This window comes from Geomonas azotofigens, assembly GCF_018919395.1.
Lineage (GTDB): Bacteria > Desulfobacterota > Desulfuromonadia > Geobacterales > Geobacteraceae > Geomonas > Geomonas azotofigens.
This window is the reverse complement of record NZ_JAHLME010000004.1, coordinates 40,274-57,992: the sequence shown is the minus strand read 5'-3', so window position 1 is coordinate 57,992 and position 17,719 is coordinate 40,274. Positions and strand designations below refer to the sequence as shown.

8 protein-coding genes are annotated in these 17,719 nt (G+C 68.2%); all 8 read right to left on the bottom strand.

Annotation, left to right across the window (positions count from 1 at the left end; all coding sequences use genetic code 11):
* Nucleotides 1–11: 11 nt before the first annotated feature.
* The 8 genes from KOL99_RS14390 to KOL99_RS14355 all read right to left on the bottom strand — a co-directional run bounded on the left by KOL99_RS14390 (nt 12) and on the right by KOL99_RS14355 (nt 17,703).
* The gene (locus KOL99_RS14390) at nt 12–1,949 is read right to left on the bottom strand and encodes a sensor histidine kinase (protein WP_216511177.1); all 1,938 of its coding nucleotides are present in this window, start codon (nt 1,947–1,949) and stop codon (nt 12–14) included.
* Nucleotides 1,933–2,928, bottom strand: coding sequence for an ABC transporter substrate-binding protein (locus tag KOL99_RS14385; protein ID WP_328760454.1), 996 nt, complete (start codon nt 2,926–2,928; stop codon nt 1,933–1,935). Before KOL99_RS14385 ends, KOL99_RS14390 begins: the two co-directional genes overlap by 17 nt.
* A gap of 295 nt (nt 2,929–3,223) precedes the next feature.
* A complete protein-coding gene (locus KOL99_RS14380) occupies nt 3,224–4,114 on the bottom strand; it encodes a M48 family metalloprotease (protein ID WP_216511175.1) in 891 nt (296 codons plus the stop codon).
* Nucleotides 4,115–4,124: 10 nt separating this feature from the next.
* On the bottom strand, nt 4,125–4,634 hold the full coding sequence (locus KOL99_RS14375) for an SH3 domain-containing protein (protein ID WP_216511174.1): 510 nt from the start codon (nt 4,632–4,634) through the stop codon (nt 4,125–4,127).
* A gap of 51 nt (nt 4,635–4,685) precedes the next feature.
* Complete coding sequence (locus tag KOL99_RS14370) at nt 4,686–12,950, bottom strand: CHAT domain-containing protein (RefSeq protein ID WP_236026256.1); 8,265 nt, start codon at nt 12,948–12,950, stop codon at nt 4,686–4,688.
* Nucleotides 12,935–13,540, bottom strand: coding sequence for a DUF1318 domain-containing protein (locus KOL99_RS14365; RefSeq protein WP_236026254.1), 606 nt, complete (start codon nt 13,538–13,540; stop codon nt 12,935–12,937). The genes KOL99_RS14370 and KOL99_RS14365 overlap by 16 nt, the downstream gene beginning before the upstream one ends.
* Nucleotides 13,541–13,616: 76 nt before the next feature.
* Nucleotides 13,617–17,234 carry a translocation/assembly module TamB domain-containing protein gene (locus KOL99_RS14360; protein ID WP_216511172.1) on the bottom strand — a complete coding sequence of 1,206 codons (3,618 nt, stop codon included), beginning with the start codon at nt 17,232–17,234 and terminating at the stop codon, nt 13,617–13,619.
* An 85-nt stretch (nt 17,235–17,319) separates the two neighbouring features.
* Nucleotides 17,320–17,703 carry a cytochrome c3 family protein gene (locus tag KOL99_RS14355; RefSeq protein ID WP_236026252.1) on the bottom strand — a complete coding sequence of 128 codons (384 nt, stop codon included), beginning with the start codon at nt 17,701–17,703 and terminating at the stop codon, nt 17,320–17,322.
* Nucleotides 17,704–17,719 lie beyond the last annotated feature (16 nt).

Sequence of the window (17,719 nt, the reverse complement as noted above, 5' to 3'; positions counted from 1 at the left end):
TTCCCCCTTTATCAGCCTGACCCGAGCGGCACCGTTATGGTGGCCAGGGTTCCGCCTGCTCCCTTTTTGGTGATGGTAAAAGTCCCGCCCAGATGCTGTATCTTCTGCCTTACGTTGGCGAGGCCAAAGCCGCCGCCTCGTGTTTCCGCCTCACCCTGCTCCGCGCCGCAGCCGATGCCGTCGTCTTCGACCGCGATGACCAGGAACCCGTCGCTCCTAAACAACGCGACCCGGCACTGCAGCGTGCCGGCGTGTTTCACCACGTTCAGCATGAGCTCGCGGACGGCCTGGAACACGGTGGAGCGGATCTCGTAGGGCAAGGTCTTATCCTTGCCGTCATCGTCGAACTCTGTTTGCAACCCGAAGTCGGCGGCAAGCTCCTCGCCGAGCCAGCGCAGCGCCGCCTCGAGCCCGGCGCTCGCCAGCAGCGGCGGGCGGAGCTGGAAGGTGAGCGACCTGATGTCCTGTATGGTCTGCTGTACCAAGGCTCCGACCGCCTCGGCCTCGCACTCTCCCGCGGGGGCGCTGCTCGCCAACGAGTCCAGCTTGATCTTGGCCAGGATCAGCCGCTGGCCGACCTGGTCGTGCAGCTCGCTGGCGATGCGGTCACGCTCGCGCTCCTCGGCCATGGCGAGGTCCAGCGCCATGTCCTGGAGCTTCTGCTGCTGCGCCAGGAGCTCGACCTCCACCCTCTTCCGGATCTCGATCTCCTGGGTCAGGTGCTCGTTGATGAGCTGCAGCTTGGCCGTCCGCTGCTGCACCTCCTCCTCGAGGTGCTGGCGCACGCCGTCCATCATCTCCTCGGCCCGCTTGCGTTCGGTGATCTCCAGCACCACCCCCATGAGACCGGCCACGCTCCCCCCCTCGGAGAGAAGGGGCTGATAGCTCGCCAGCCAGTGGCGCGGGGCCTGGTCGGAGGGATCCGCAGTCCCCTGCAGTTCGACGTTCAGGACGCACTCCCCCCGCTCAAGGACCGGGCGCCAGACATCCTTCAGTTGCGCGGCCAATCCCGGTGCCAGGACCTCCTCCACCGTGCGCCCCACGTGCTCGCAGATGCTCCTGCCGTTGAGCCTCGCCAGGTACTCGTTGATACGCAAATAGCGGAGGTCGCGGTCCACCGCGAAGAGCCCGACCGGGGTGTGGGTGTAGATGTTGGCCAACTCCTGCAGCTGCATGCGGTAGCGCTGCTCGCTGTCGTGAAGCGCCTGGGTGTAGTCGCGGATCTTGTGGGTCACGCTGTTGAAGACCCGGCCCAGTTCCGACAGTTCGTCGTTGCCCTCGACCTCGATGCCGCCGCTCAGGTCCCCGGAGGCGATGACGTCCGCACCCCGTTTGATGGCCGCCACCCGCCGATGCAGCACCCCGGTCAGGAAGGCCGAATTGAGGATGGTGCCCAGCGCCATCAGGATGACGAACAGCAGGGTGAGATAAATCATCCGGTCGCTGGCGCGCTGAAAACGATCACGGGCCAGAGTTTGCAGGTTCACCGCATCTTGCTGGAGGGCCGAGTCCCTGAGCATGATCTGGCTGTAAAGCCGGCTGGCGAACTCGTCGTGATGGGCTACGGCCGAGTCGGCGGCAGGGACCCGCCGCATCTGTTCAACCAGGCGCTTCGATATCTGCACCGAATCAGCCAGGGAGAGCCGGCTCCGTTCCAGGATCTGCCTGGCGCGCTGGTCATCGGCCTGGGGCAGCCCCTGCGCCAGCAGATGCGTGGCTGCCTCGTTGACGGCGAACCATTGCTGCCTGGCCCGTTCCAGCCCGAAGATGAAGTACTCGTCGCGCACGGTGACCCGGTGGAACACGGCGGCCTGGATCTGGTCAGCCACGACGTGGTTGCGCTCGGCGACGGCCAACTCCCTGGAGGACCAGGCCAATAGTGCCGCCACGATCACCAGCAGGGTGAAGGAGAGCAGCGAGATTATCCTGAGTCTACGGGCGAAGGTCACTTTTGAGCACCTGCTGTTCGACCGCCTCGGGCTTCACCGACAAGAGCGGGCGCGGGTCGATGTACTCCAGATAGTTGGGCATTCCTGCCTCACGCGCCAGGCCAAGCTTACCGGCCCAGCGCGTCTCATCCTCCAACGCTATCAGCAGCGCGTGGTCGAGGCTCACCTTGCGCGCGCTCTTGCCCCAGCACTCCTCGAGCACGGGGGGGGGAAGCTTGGAGGTGGAAGCAACGATGGCCTGGGCCTCCCCAGGGTGGGCGGAGGCGAACTCCTCGGCGTGAACCAGGGCGCGCAGGAGCCGCCTCGCCGCCTCCTGGTTGCCCGCCACGTAGGTGGTCTGCCCGGCAATAACGAAGGTCTCGGTATAGATGTAAGGGTCCTCGAAGATGACGTCTCTACCGGCAAGGCTCCTGGCGATGAGCCTCTCGTTGGGGCTCCAGGTGCAGACCGCGTCAACCCGGCCGGAGAGGAGGGAATCCCGCATCAGTTCCGGCGTCAAGGGGACCGGGACCACATCCTCGATGCTCATGCCGTTGGCGATAAGGAAGGACGAAAGGAACATGTGGGTGGTGGTTCCCGGCGTGAACCCGATGCGCCGGCCCTTCAAATCGCCGGGGCGGAGGACGCCGCTTTTACGGTCGGCAATGATGGCGTGATTGTTGTTCGAGGTGAAGATGCTAGCCAACACAGAAAGTTTCTGTCCCTGCAGGGCGGCAAAGGCGACCGGCGTCTGGGCGACGGTGGCCAGGTCCGCCTTCCCTTCCAGCACCGCCTGCAGCGCTTCTTTGCCGTAGCCGAAGCTGTGTGCCTCTACCTTAAGCCCCTCGTCCCGGAAAAAGCCGCGGGCGACGGCGATATGCACCAGCGCGCAGTCGTGCTGGGTGGAGTAGGCGAGGCGCAGGGGTACGGGCGGCCCCGTCTGGTGCTGGACGGGACTTTGACACCCGCCAGCGAGCAGGCACAGTATCAGTACGAGCACAGCTCTCAGCATCCACTCCTTTGGGTCCGGCGCGGCTTCCGCGGTTTGTCGACAGCGGCCACAGACTCTCCTGTTCTTTCCGAACGACCACTTGCAGGCATAGTCACGCAACTTTGTGAACAAATATATGACGAGAAGCTAACAAAGTGCAATTAATTTTAGCACGAGATCTCAGTAGTCAAATGAACACAGGCATAGTTTCCAATCTAAAAGAAAAGGGGAGGCTCTTTGAGCCTCCCCTTTTCTTTTCTGAGAGTTACCGCCACAGTCCGCTGGACTATGACAGCCGGTCACCTCACTTGGTCGTTTTACCGCCCTTCGCAGGCTTCACATACTTCGCGAACCTGGCGGGAAGCTTCGCCGACCCTGCCGCCGGGTACTTGGCGAGCTGGGCCGAGAGCCTGGCGATCCGCTCGTCCAGCGGCGGGTGGGTCGAGAACCAGGAGCCGGTTTTGGCCGCGGTCGCCTCCTGTTTCTTGAGCTTTTGCAGCACGCTGACCAAGGCGGCAGGGTCGTAGCCGGTGCGGTAGGTGGTCTCCAGCGCGGCCTGGTCCGCCTCGTACTCCATCCCCTGGTCGAGCCCCTTGTCGAAGAGGGTGTTCTGCAGGTCGCCGACCATCGATTCGAACTGCTGCCCCTTGCTCCCCTTCATGGTGGCGGCGGTGATGGCGCTGGCCCCCTGCAGGAACTGGGCGCGCCGGATGCTTTTCAGCGCGTGCTTCTCGGCCACGTGCCCCACCTCGTGGGCCAGGACCCCGGCGAGCTCGGCCTCGTTGTCGAGGACGTCGAGGAGCCCCCGGCTGATGAAGACGATGCCGCCGGGGGCGGCGAAGGCGTTTTGCACCGGGCTGTCCAGCACCACGAAGCGGTACGGGATGGTGGAGCGCCGGCTGTTTCTGGCCACCGCGTTCCCCACCAGGTTCACGTACTTCTGCAGCGCCTCGTTCTGCACCGGCTTGCCGAAGCGCTGCATGCTGTCCAGGGCGAGGCTCTCGCCCACGGTGCACTCGGTCTGGTAGGTCATCTCCTGCGACGAGGAGAGCACCTGGGTGGCCCCGGAGAGGATCTTTCCTTCCTTGGAATCCGGTTTCATGAGGTTGTTGATGGTGTCCTGCCATCCGGCGTGGGCCTGTGCCGCGACCAGGCAGAAGAGCGCCACCAGCGGTAAAAGACGTAGTTTGTTCATGGCTCCCTCCTTACTGGGCGTACTCGCCGATTTTACCTTCCTTGAGGAAGGCCTTGACATCGTTGTTGGAAACCTTGCGCGCCAGGATCTTGTCCAGCTCCTTCTTCAGGGCCTCCGGCGTGCCGTGCTGCTTGGCGTAGGCGGCGGTCTCCGGGGAGAGGCCGCGCACGCTGCGGGCGCTGTCGGCCTTGGCGGTGTTGATCTGGCTCTTCTGCATGCTGTCCCCGAGAAGGCCGTCACCCCCGCCCACCTCGGCAACGGGCTGGGTGTCGGAAACGCGCCCGGCGTAGACCCACCCCTCCTTGCCGTCGGCGGTCTGCACCTTGAGCCAGCGCCCCTCGCCTTCCACGAGCGTCAGTTCCGCGCCCACCGGCAGGTCCGCCAGGTTCGCAGCAGTCACCGACTGTTCCTTCTTGAGGGTGGTCCCCTCGCTCACCACCCAGCGTTTCTCGGCGCCAAGCACCTGGCCCGCGCACAGCGCCAGGAGCAGCAGCGCGCCGCCCAAAGCTCTCTTCTTCATGGATTCACCTCCGTGGATCGGCCGGATCTCGCTCCGGCCGTGCTGTCGAATTTACTTGTAATCGCCGGTCAATACGAACGCCCCCCAGTAACCGGGGTGCGGGTAACGGTTTCTCACGTGCAGCATGGCGAGCCTCAGCGCCTGGGCCTTGTCGCTTCGGCTGTAGTCCCGGTAGAACTGCTTCATCAGTATGGCGCTGGAGACGTCGGAGACGCGCCAGAGGCTGGAGACCAGGGCATGGGTCCCGGCGAAGAGGAAGGCGCGGTTCATGCCGATCACGTCGTCGCCGCTCTTCACGTCCCCCAGGCCGGTCTGGCAGGCGGAGAGGACGACCAGGTCCGCCTTGATGTCCAGCCCGAACACCTCCTCGGCCTGCAGCCGGCCGTCGTTCTTGCCGTCTTTGGCGAGCCGGATCGAGGAGAAGAGCGGGTTGACGGTGTCGAACTCGCCGTGCGAGGCGAGATGAATGATACCGAACCTGGCGATGTTCTCACGCACCCAGCTCTCGGTGGCCCGCTCCCGGGTCAGGGTGGTCACGTCGCTGTAGTTCCAGCGCAGCGTCCCGGCCTCCTTTTCGGCGAAGGGGAGATCCAGCGCGGCGTTGCCCAGATCCGGGTTGCCGATGGCCAGTATGCGCAGGTTCTTGGCGGCTTGGCGCCGGGCCAGGGTGTGACGGTACACCGAGGCGGCCGGGAGGTGGAACAGGGTGTGCCGGTCCACCAGGTAGTCCCTGCCGTCGTAGAGGGTGGCGAAGGAGAGGTAGTGCAGGCTGCCGTGCGGGACGATGCCGACGGTCTGCCCCTCGGGTACGCCGGTGAGCGGCTCGGCGAGGAGGATCCGGTACAGCTCCCGGGAGTTCTGTTCCAGCGGCTCCAGGTTCTGCAGCATGCGCCGGTAGGTGGCGATCTTGTCGGCGACCTCGCGCGCCGAGACCTTGAGCACGAAGAGCCGCGAGCCCTGCCGCTCCAGGCGCCAGCACAGGAGCCGGTCCGGGAGCTGGTAGTAGGATAACAGCGTCACCCCCGGCTCCAGCAGGGACTCCACCTCGCCAACGGTGACCGGGGCCACCTTCACCAGCGAAAGGAGCTCGGGGCGGCGCCTTTCGATGTCGAGCAGGAGGTCCTGGTACTCCCCGCGCAGCTTGTCCAGCGCGGCCGCGTACATGGCGCGCTCGGCGGGGGTAGCCGCCTGCAGCGCGAGCTGTTCCTGCTCCTGGATTTGCTCCCTGAGCCGCCCCTGGCGGTCGTAGAGGTCCTGGTCCGCGCCCCCGGCGAGCGAGAGCCGCTGCCGCCCCAGGATGTCGATCAGGTTCCTGGCGCGGGAGCGCTCGGCGACGGCGAAGGCCTCGTCGTGGCGGCCGAGCTCCACCAGGAGCCCGACCAGCCCCTGGTAGACGTCCATCTTGTCGGCCAGGAAGCCGTCCTTCAACTGGTCCAGCTTGATCTCGGCGCGCAGTCCCTCCACCGTCTCCAGCGCCTGCCGGTACGAGGCGACGGCGCCGTCACGGTCGCCACCTATTTCCTTCAAGCGAGCGAGACCGAGCAGGGCGCGCCAGCGCACCTCCCTGAGCAGCATGGCGTCGGCGAGCTCCAAGGCTTTGCCGTAGCTTTCCGCCGCCGGGGCGCCCTGGTTACTGCGGGCCCGGGCGTCTCCCAGCGCCAGGTGGATCTTGGCCTGGTTCACCTTGTCGCCGATGGCGTCGGCAAGTCCCGCCGCCTCGGTGAGGAGTTTCAGCGCGCCGGCCGGGTCACCCATCTTGAGCCGGGTCTGCCCCAGGTTTCTCAGGTCGTAGGCGATGGCCCAGCGCGAGCCCAGGGCGCGGTCGATGGCGAGCGCCTGACCGAGGCTCTCCAGCGCCCCCTGGTAGTCGCCCGACTCGCGCCGCACCAGCCCGATATTGTTCAGCGTGGTGGCGCTCTCGTCGCGGCGGACCTCCAGTTTGCCGGCCAGCTCCAGGGCCTGCCTCAGTTCCACCAGGGCGCGGCTGTTGTCCCCCAGGGTCCACCAGATCAGGCCGCCGGTGTTCTTGGCCATCACCTGCTCCAGGGCCCAGTTCTCCTTGAGCGCCGCCTTTTCCACCTGCTCGCGCAGGTCGAAGGCCTCCTGGTAGCGCCCCTGGAACCAGGCGTTGTTCCCCTGCTCCAGGACGATCCGCATCCGGGTCTTCAGTTCGGAGTTGCCCACCTTGGCAAGCGCCTCGCGGTAGAGGAGATCGGCGGCGGGGAAGTTCCCCAGGAGGCGCTGGCAGCGGCCGCGCTCGAGGATGGTCTCGGCCTCAAGGGCCGCGCTGCCGTTCTTCGCGTAGAGCTCCTGGGCCTTCCGGTAGTAGCTTTCGGCGACCGCGAACTGGTTCAGGCGCAGGTCGAAGATGCGCCCGAGATTGCGGTACTGGTCGGCGAGATTCAGTTCGTCCTTCAACTGGGCGCGCAGCCCGGCCGCCTCCTCGAAGAGCGAGCGCGCGGCGGGGTAATCGACCGCATTTTCCATGACCACGCCGAAATCGGAGAGGGCGGCGGCCCGGTCCTTGGCGAGACCCAAGTCGGCGAAGATGGAGATCCCCTCCTTGAGGGCGGCGGTCGCCTCATGGAAGTGCTCCAGGCGCCCCTGTAACAGCCCGAGCCGCAACAGGGCGTCGGCGTGCTCGGCGGAATACGGTTTCTCCTTGGCCAGCCGCTGCACGAGGCTCTCGGCATGGCTCACGGCGCGCTCGGTGAAGCCGGCGCCGAAGGCGCTCTCGCGGGCGTGACGGTGCAGCGCGGCGCGGTTCTTGGCCAGCTCCGGCGTCGCCTCGGCAACCACCAGGGCGTTGTCGAAGAGGGCCAGGGCCTGCGCGTAGCGCCCGTCGTTGTGCGCCTGCACCGCCTTTTTCACGTAGTCGCTGAAGAGCTTCTTGGCGAGCGTGGCGCTCTCGGCGGCGTCGCCCCCCCAGTCGCCGATCAAGAGCCAGTCCCCGGGGAGTTCCCGCCGCGCCTGGGCCAGCGAGCGGTCGGCGTAGCTCTTGGCGAAGGGGGCGAGATCGGCGGAGCGGTCACCCAAAAGGAGGCTCGGCACCCCGATCAGCGAGGCCAACTGCCCCAGGTACCACGCCTGTCCCGTCCCCCCTCTGGGCGCCAGCAGCAGCGACACCGAGTCGCCGTCGGCAAGCTGCACCAGGTCGTGGCGCACGCCGGCGGCATCCTCCCAGGCGGCGCTGTACGCGCCCCCGGCACCGGGACGGTTGGGAGCCGAAGGAAGAAGCCCAGCGGCGGCAGGAAGCGCGAGGGTATGGGCATCGGGAAGGCGAGCCGGGAGAGAGTCCGCCGGGAGCTTGGCAAAGGGCGCCTGTGCGGGCCACAGCCCAGCCGGGTCGAGCACCCGGGTCCGCAGGGGGCGGCGTCCCTCCACGCTCTTCAGCAACTGGCTGGCGCTCACCCCCCAACTGAGCGGCCTGGCCGAGGCGAACTGCTCGGGGCGTTCGTAGATGGCGACCTCCTCGGGGTCGTTCAAACGCGCCGCGACGGCCGCGCGCGGCAGGGTCTGGGCGCTGACACCGTCCTTCGTGCCAAAGGCGAAGACGAGGAAGCGGTCGCCGGGGAGCGCGACCAGGCGCAGCACGGGACGCCCGGCGAGGCGTTCCATGACATCGATCGCCTCGGCCGGCTGCGGCGTCAGGGCCTGGCACAGCTTCGCTCCCTTGCCGGAGGCGCACTCCTTGCGGAAGGAGGTAAGAAGGGCGGCGAAGCGGTCGCGCTCCGCAGGGCTGCCGCTGGAAAGTGCGGCCGACGATGCGGCGAGGCGGAGCGCGCCGGGGCCGGCGACGGCGTAGTAAGGGGGAAGGAGTTCCCGTTGTTTGCCCAGGAGCGCGTCCAGGACCGCCTCTTCCTGCTGCGCGCGCAGCTTGAGATAAGCGGCATCCTCCGGTGCGGCCTTGGCAAACGCGGCGCGCACCCGGTCCAACTCGGCCAGGTGCGGTGCGGCCTTGGCCAGGAGTTCCACGGTGGCGTCATCGTCGACGCCGAGGAGGCTCCGCCCCAGGATCTGCACCCGCTCCACTTCGGAGAGACGCTCCACCAGGGCGAAGCCCTGCTCCGGGTCCTTGACGGTCAGCGCCTCGATGCGCGGCGAGAAGCGCTCCGTGAGTTCGCCGAGGCGCAGGTCGTAGTCGGTGGGAGGGAGCCGATCCAGGATTTTGAGGGCGCCGTCGTAGTCGCCCAGGGCCGCCTGGGCGCGCCAGGCCATTGCGTCGCTGCCGGCGGCGCGCGCCTCGGCGAGCGCGGTGGTGTAGCCGGCGTTGGCCGCCTCGGCAAGCCCCAGTTGGGCAAGCGTCGCCGCCCGGTTCAGGCGCGCCGCCAGGCGTGCCCCCACGGTGTGCCGTCCCTGTAGGGGCGAATAATCATTCGCCCCCCCCACTGCCGCGCCGGCTTTCAGCACCTTGTCCCAAGCGGCTACCGCCTTGTACAACAGCGCCTGCCTGCTGGCCTCGTCGGCACGCCCGGCGGCAAGCCGCGCCAGGATGGCGCCGGCATCGTTGCCGTAGCGGGCCACGGCATCCGGGGGAAGGGCGGCGCGGTAGGAGTCGGCCAGCGCCGAGCAGGCCGCCTGCGACTCCAGCAACTCCGCCACCTCGCCCGGCGCGGCATCCTGGGGCAGCAGCATCCCCCAGTTGACCAGGTTCAACATGGCACCCACGGCGTTGCCGTTTTTGAGCGCGATGGCGGTCGCCTTTTTAAAACCGGCGGCTGCCGCGGCGCGGTCGCCGCGCGCGTAGGCGAGCTGGGCGGCGCGGTGGCTCAGAAGGCCCACCCCGAAGAGATCCCCCTCGGCTACCTGGTCCACCCGCTCCGGGTAGCGCCCGAGCAGTTCCTTGAAGAGCTTTTCGGCCGCCGCGTTGTCGCCGAGGTCGGTGGCGATGCGCGCCAAGTAGCTTTGCGCCAGGCGCCGCTCCTGCTCCGCCGAGAAACCGTACGCGGCCTCGGTGGCGCCCCCCTTGTTGAGGGCGACGTTGGCGGATACGTTGATCAATCCGCCGCCGCGCTTGGGTGCGCTCTTCTTCTCGGGAGGGTACTGGTCCAAAAGCGCCAGCACCTCGGTGAAACCGTCCCGGGACAGCAACAGGAGCCTTTTCTTCTCCGCGCCGGAGGCGGTCTCGGCCTGGCGGTAGGCGGCGATGCTCGCCGAGCGGCGGTTGGCGGCCAGGTTGGCGTGGCGCCCGAGGGCCCGGTTCAGCCGGTAGGCCTGGTCGAAGTGCGCCAGGGCCGGCTGGAAGCGTTCGGCGTCGAAGTTGGCAAGGCCGAGCCGATCATTAAGCTCCGCCCCGGTCTCCACCAGGCGCGGCACGTTGTCGAGCTCGCGCTCCACGGCGCCCGCCATCCCGTTCAGCTCCACGAGGAACTTGTCCCCCTGCGGCACTCCGGTGCAGGCCGCGGCGATCAGCTTGCGCTGCCGCGCCAGAAGGGTCCTGAGGGCGGCGTCGAACTTCTGCCACCCCGGTGCGGGAGGGGCTTCGACCCGGTCCGCCCCGAGCAATTCCAGCTCCGCGTTGATGGCCTGCTGTTCGCCAAGCCGCTGCTCCTGCTGGGGGGAGAGCTTCTGGCCGGCGAAGAGACGTTCGTTCACCCGCCGGGTCAGGCGGCCGAACTGCTCCAGGGATCGGGCCGGATCGAGGCGGGACTCGGCGAGCTTCAGCGCCCGGCCGTAGCCGTCGATGGCGGCCTGTTTCTCTCCCACCTGGAAGGCGACCGCGCCGTAGCGCTGCTCGAAGAGGAGTTCGGTGTCGACGTTGTCGAAGGGGACCTTGGCGGCCAGGCGCTGGCTGTAGAAACTCCAGGCCGTGGCGTTGCGCCCCAAAAGATAGGCTATGTTGCCGATGTTGAGCGAGAGGTTGGCGCTGTTCTCCGGGTTCTCCTGGGGACGGTTCAAAAGCTTGGCGCGGCGGTAGAGGTTCAGCGCCCGCTCCAGCCCGCCCTGCTCGCCATGCACCGTTTCCAGGACCTCGGCGATGTAACCGCGGGTCTGGAAGGGGTACTCGGACCCCGGCAGCCGCTCGGCGGCGCGCGCGATCAGGCGGTCCCCCTCCTTGAGGGCATCCTTCCCCGGGAGGTAGGTGTGGCAGAGCCCGGCGCCGTAGAGGAGGACGGGATCGTCCGGATAGGAGTGCAGCATCTTCTGGTACAGCGCCAGCAGTTCCGGGGCCTGCCCCTGCGCGGCGACCGACTTGATGTAGCCGCGGTGCGCCTCGAGGCTCCTCCCCTCGTAGCGGATCAGATCGAGGAATGCGGCGCGGGCGGCGGAGACCTCGCCCAGCCGGTACAGGCTTTCGCCGGCGGCGAGGCTCTTTCTCAGGTAGGCGGCGCGGGCCAGCTGGTACAGCGGCGCGTCCTCGGGGTGCTCCCCCATCTCCTTCTCGTAGAGCGCCGTCGCCTCGCCGTAGCGCTCCTCGCGGTAGAGGATCTCGGCCAGCGCGAAGCGGGCCGCGGCGGTCGGGGTGGCGATGGCGGGGAACTGCTCCAGCACGGTGCGGTAGGCGTCCTTGGCGCGGACCCAGTCGCCGCCGCGGTAGGCGAGATCGCCGACCCGGTTCCAGGCCCCCATGGCGAGACGCGGTAGACTCGTGCGGTACTGCTCGGCCAGGGCCGCCAGCCGCTCGCGCGCGTCGGCGTTCTTCGCGGTCAGCTGGTCCAGGATCTCGGCGATGGCAGCCTCGGCCCACTGTTCCTGCCGGTCGTACTTCTTGGCCACCTCGACCAGGGCCGCGACCGACCCCTCCCCGCCCTCGATGCGGGCCAAAAGCCGCGCGCGGCGGTAGGCCGCCTCGGCCAGGATGTCGGGAGCGGCGGCAGCTTCGGCGAGCGCCTTCTCGAACCGGGCGATGGCGGCCAACTGGTCCTCGGCGCCGGAACCGTATTCGGCCTGGAGCCGTGCGCCGTCCACCAGGGCCCGGGCCGTCGCGTCCGCCCCCTTCCCCTTCGCCGCCCGCAGCATATCCTCCTGCGCGTCGGCGATGACACCCTTACGGCGTCCCGCGACCACCACCTCTTCGCAGCGGCTCTCCGCCTCCAGGCGCAGCCGGGCGATCTCGGCCAGGGCCGCTTCCGGGAAGGCGGCGTAGCGCAGCGCCGCCTCGGCGTAGCGGTCCTGCGCCTGGGCCCGCTCACCCCCCTGCTCCAGGAGCCCGGCTAAAGCCAAGGACGCCAGCGCCCCTTCCCGGGTCGGGGCATCCTCCCGCGCCAGCACGCGCAGGCAGGCAAGGCGCGCCGTGGCCGGGTCCGCCGGCTGGCGCTCCAGGATCACCCGGGCGACCTGCCACTGGGCGGCGGCATCCGCCTGTTCCGGGATCTCGCCGGAGGATGGCAGCGACAGCACCTGCCCCCCCGCCGCCGCACCCGCCACGAAGAGCACGCGCTCGCCGGCAGGGATCGGGGCCGCGGTGGAAAGAAGGCCTGAAGTGAGCGGGAAGGCGGCCGGGAAGCCGTGGCTTCCGTCACGCGTTAACCGCAGCCGGAACACGGCGCCACCGTCCGGTCCGTTGGCCGCATCCCCGGCTGGGGGCGCGAAGCGGGTGAAGAGGAGGGTCTCGGCGTCCTGCCAGACCGGGTAGAGGTCGCGCTCGGCGCCGGCGGTCAACTGGGTCAGGCGTCCGCCCTGTTTGTCCCAGAGCCAGAGGTCGCCACCGGGATCCTTGTCGCGGGAGACGAAGGCGATCCGGTTGCCGTCGGGAGAAACCGCAGCGAAAGCCGCGTCGATGCCGATGGGGAGCGCCTCTCCCTTGCCGGAGGCGAGCTCCAGGCGCACTAGGTCGCGCCGCTCGGCACCGGGGAGCTGGCGCTGGTAATAGACGGCGCTGCCGTCGGGGGCGAAGCCCGGGGCGTCCTCACCGGCGTCGTTGCCGGTCAGCCGACGCGGTTCCGCGCCCGGCCTGGCCAGGTCGATGAGCCAGATGTCCCCCTTCAGGTCGTCGCGCTCGTCGGCGTAGGCGAGCCTGGTCCCGGTGGCGTCGAAGGCGGGAGCGGAGATGCGCACCGGCCCCTTGGTGAGAAGGCGCGGCAGTTCGGCGCCGTTGCCGGCGGGGTGCAGCCAGAGCTCGTACCCCGCGTCCCCCTTCTCCACCGTCGCGGTCCACCTGCCGTCCCGGGAGCGCGCCGCGTAGAGCACCGACTGCGGGGTGTAGACCGCCGGCGTCGGCGCGACCTCCGGGCGCGAGCGCGGGGCCGGGCGCGGCGCCGCCGGGGCCAGCAGTTCCTCACCCAGCGGCACCGCCTGCGCCGTCCCGGAGAGGAGCGCGGCCACGGCCAGCAACAGGGTGATCTTCCTGGTTGCGGCGTTCATCGGGTTACCCACTTCCCGTCGTCCTCCTGCACCCTGGTGCCGGGGGCGCTGTTCTGGCGGTTCACCCGCGCGAAGACCTTGCGGATGGCGGGGAGGTCCTTGGCGGTGAAGTTCTCGTTGGTCTGCACCACCCTGAGCATCAGGATCTCGCGGGAGCGGTTGACTTCATTGACTACCTGGCGGAACTCACCCTCTCCGAAGCGACCGGCGAAGGCCTTCAGGTCGGCCGGGGCCTTTTCCGGGACCTCGCGGCTGAAGCTGGTCAGGGTCCCCTCCAGGTTTTCCCCCACCCATCCCAGCCGTTTCAGGGCCTCGACATCGTCGGCGTGGAACGCGATATTCTCCAGGGCCTGGGCCGCCTCCTGCTGTTCCGGGGAATGTTTGGGCGGCGTTTCCACCTTGCCCGTGGGCGACACCCCGCGCACCGACGCCACCAGGAGCACGTCCTCCGAGAGCGCGTTGTAGGTGCCGAGCACCTGATTTTCCAGCGAAGTCCGCTCGCTCACCACGTTGACGTCGACCTTGGCCAGGGTGCAGCCGGAGCTTAGCGCCAGCAGCAGCGCGATGGCGACGGCGGGAATGGACCATGGACGGCGCTGCAAACGTTGAACGTTGAACCTCGAACGTCCTTTCGTCCACTCAAACGTAGAACGTAGAACGCAGAACGTAGAACCCGTTTTAGATTCCCGCATTGCTCCTCCTTTTCAGGGACGGCTTGCCTTTTTCGTCGATCACCAGGGTGTCGGAACGGACCAGGTCCAGGAGGGTCCGGGACGAGGCGATAGAGACGAGGAGCCGCTTCAACTCGTTTTGGATGGGAAGCTCGGAGAGGCGCAGACGCTCGATCCTCGGGATGGCGATGTCGATCCCCTTGACGGCCAGCTCCCCTTCGCAGTCGAGGGCGCCGTCGACGGCGCTGACCCGCAGCCCCTTCAAATCAGCGGTCTGCAACGATTTACGCTGCGCCACGATCTTCTCGTTGCGCTGGTACGGATCGAGCGCGAAGAGGACGCGGTCCAGGATGCGCGAACTGAACCGGCGCAGGTTGAGGTTCAGGCGCATCCCCTCCAGGAGCGCGCGCTGCTCGGTGGCAAGCGGCGCCGACAGGCTCAATTCGCCGGTCAGCTCACCTTCCCCGCCGGGACGCTGCCCCCCCGCCGCCGGGAAGAGAAGCACCGGGTCCAGCTTCGAGAAATTGCAGTAGGTGGTGAGTACCGGGACCTCGCGGGAGAGATCGATCATGCCCCGTGCCCGCACCGTTCCTCCCCCCACCTCGGCCTGGAAGAAGCTCACCCCCAGCGCCTCGGGTTCGAGGAGGAGATCCGCCTCCAAGGCGTTCGCCTCGAGCGGGACCGCGCCGGACTTGAAGGAGGCACGCTGGACGCTTATCTTGCGCGGCGCCCCCATCAGCCCGCGCAGGTCCTCGTAGATGCGGGCGGCGAGATCGGAATTGGCCGCACCCAAGGATGTCACCGGCGCCGGACGCACCAGCCCGGCCGAAAGCGGCACCCACTCCTCGCCCTTCCCCTGCGCCTGCGCCAGGGCGTAGCTGCGGTCGAGCACCAGGTCGGCCCGGACCCCGCTGGCCGCCACCCCCTTGCCGTCCGCCACCCCGAAGTCGCGGCACTTGCCGTAGCCGCGCACCCTCAGTTCACGCGCCGCGGTGAGGTCGACGCGCGCGCCGGCGGAAACGTTCCCCGCCAACTGCCAACCCGCCAGCACCTTCTTCGCCTCGGCCGGGAAGGTCCCCTCCAGGTGGGCGAACATGGTGGCGTCGAGGCGCTTCAAAAGCGTGGCGGCGTCGAATTTGCCTCCGTGATCCTCCAGGAGCGCGTCGATGCGCCCCACGGTGAGGTCGGCGATCTGCGAGAGCCCCAGCGAGGCGACCTTCAATTCTTCGGTGAGCCGCAACTCCTTCCACCCCGCCAAATCCCCCTGCAGGGTCAGCGTCCCGGCCTGCAGCGGCAGGGTCCCGGCCGTGCCGGAAAGGCCGTTAACCGAGGCGAAGCGGAAAGCGCCATCCACGGTGAGCGGCGCGCCGGGGTGCGGCAGGGCGAGGCGCAGTTGCGGCGCGGTGGCAAGCCCCTGCACCCGGTAGCTCCCCTGGGCGTTGGGGAGACGCAGGTCCAGGTCGTCCAGGGTGAGCGCCAGGTCAGCGCGCTCCAGTAACGCCAGGCTCCCCTTCGCCTTGCGCAGCGGGTTCTCTTCTTTGGCGAGTTGGGGCACCGGCAGCGGCGCCGCGATATCCCAGGAGGCGGCGGCGAGCCCCGCGGCGTCGAAGCCGGCGGGAAGGAACGGGCGCGCGATTGGCATCAGGCGGCGCAAGTCCAGGCGCAGCTTCCCCTTGCTGGCGGCAAGCTGGCGCCCCTGCCCGGTCAGCGCCGCTTCGGCGTCGAAGGCCAGCGCGTCGGACGCGGAGAGCGAGCAGGTGGCGCGCTGCACGGTCGGGCTCCCCTGCCCCTTGGGCGGCAGGTGCACCCCTTCGGCGGCGAGGCGGGCGGTGAAGGGGTGCAGCGTCACGTCTTTACCCTGCTGATGGGCCTGCACGCTCTTCGCGGAAACCTGCAGCGCCGGGAGCGCCAGGTCCAGGGCGCCGCCGCTAAAGGCGCGCGCCTTCAGTTCCAGATCCTCCCGCAACTGCTCCAGCGCCAGTTCGCTCCCCACGGTGGCCCGTTCCAGCTCCAGCTTCTGCCGGGCGTCGACCAGGGCGCGTTTCCCCTTCAGGTCGATCTCGGTCAGGACGAGGCTCACGCCCCCCTTCATGCCGTCGATACGGACCGGCTTCTTCCCCGCGAGGTCAACGCGGCGCCCGGACCAGGAGAGGTCGGCCGCTACCCGCACCGGCTTCATCTTTCTCAGGGGAATCATCCCCTTGTCTAGGGAGAGGGTCATCCCCTCCCCCTGCAGGGGGCCTCCCGCAAGCGCCAGTTGCAGCCGCGGCAGCTCCAGCCCCAGCTTCTCGATCTGCACGGTCCCGTCGTTGTCCGGCCCCTTGAGCCGCGCGCTCAGCCTGGCGAGGGATGCCGTCCCCTGTAAATCCCGCACCGGAAGGTTTTTGGGCAGGAAAGGCGCCGCCACCTGCCGGGCCCGACCCAGGTCCAGGCGCAACGGCCCCAGCTCCGCCGCCACGCTGCGCGACTTTTCGGTGGGGCGATCGACCAGCGCGTGCCAGGACGCGGTGATGAGTCCGGGGCTGGCCAGGCTCCCCTCGTCGAACGCCACCTGCTGGCGCTCGTGGTTACTGACCAGCTTCTGGCGCAGGTGCAGGTCCAGCGGGGCGAGGCCGGCCTTCCTGCCCGGGAGCCGGCTCACCGCCAGTCCGTCGCCGTCCAGGGCGAGCGCCACCCGCAGGTCCCCCGCCCGGTCGGCCTGGGCCTTGAGGTCGAGCCCCAGTTTCCCGGCGATCTCGGGAAGTGGCTTCTTGGCGAAGGGGGCAGCGAGTCGGGCGAGCTCCGGGAGGGAAAGTGCCAGGTTCGCCTTGAGCCCCTCCGGTCGCGTCACCCCGCCGGCCGCGCTGAAGGCGACTCCGGGAAGATCCGCACGTGCCGCCAGCGAGGCCGCCGCGGGCTTGATACGGTAGGCGGCGGTGACCAGGTCGGCGACCTCCAGGCTCAGGGTGATCGGCTGCGGCTTGCCCGCGTCCACCGCGACCTTGCCGGAAACGGAAGTGCGAATGGGGAGTTTGCCCAGGGACGGTACGGCGAGGCCGAAGGAGAAGTCGCTCAAGAGCGCTTCGCGCTTGGAGACGGGATCGGCGTAGGAGAACTTCATGGGGGAAGCGTCGACGGAGAGGCGCAGATCGAGCGGCAGCGGCCACTCCAGGGACTGGAACTTCTGTACCCCTTCGGCGATACGGGTGAGCGGATCCTTGACCGGCTTCGCCTCGGGGGGCTTCGGGGGACCCGGCGCCAGCTCTGCCTCCAGCTTCTTCACCTTGAGGTCGATGCGCACGCACCAGCGCCTGGTCGCCTTGTCCCGGGAAAGGCCCGGCTCCAGGTGCAGTTGCTGCAGGGACGCATGCAGCAGCGGCGGCGGACCGTCCCCCAACACAAGGCCGGTAAGGGCGATGCCGTCGGACCAGGAGACCTGGAGGTCGGACCAGGAAACCGGCTTCTTCAGTGCCCTGGAGATGCCCAGCCGCAGCAGGGACTGTGCGGGATCGGTGGAAAGGATGGCCGGCATCGACACCACCAGCAGCACCAGCAGGAGCAGGGCGGACAACGCCAGGATGCAGCCGACGAAGAGGACGCGTCTGACGCGGAGGGTACTGATGTAGGCAAGGAGGCGACGGCGCATCAGTCAATGTCCCAGGGGTGCGGAGGAAAATTACGAAGAGTTTTTGTTACCATCTCCGCCGTTTAAAGTCAAACCGGATCGCCCCTCAGTAGGTGGACCGCAGGTACCTGTGGCAGATGTAGCAGAGCTCGTCGCCGTCCCTGACCAGGTGCGGCGCCGGCTTGGTCAGGTTATGGCAGGAAAGGCAGGTGATCTTGCCGTCCTCCAGAACGCAACCGGCCGCCAGCAGGTCCGACACCGGCGCGAACTTGTCCGCTTTCGCCGGAGGGGGATACCGGCGCAGCACCGGGTGGTCATTGGAATACAGGCAGTGATCATCGAGACAGATGGAAACCGGTCGGGTGGAGTCTTCAGAGTGGCAGGCCATGCATTCTGCCATGGTCAGGATGTGGTTAGCGCTGGTCTGATGGTAGACGTTGGCTTCGCCCATCTCGAAGAAGAGCATGCCACCCAAGGCGATAGCAGTCATTGCTTGCAGCCTTAAA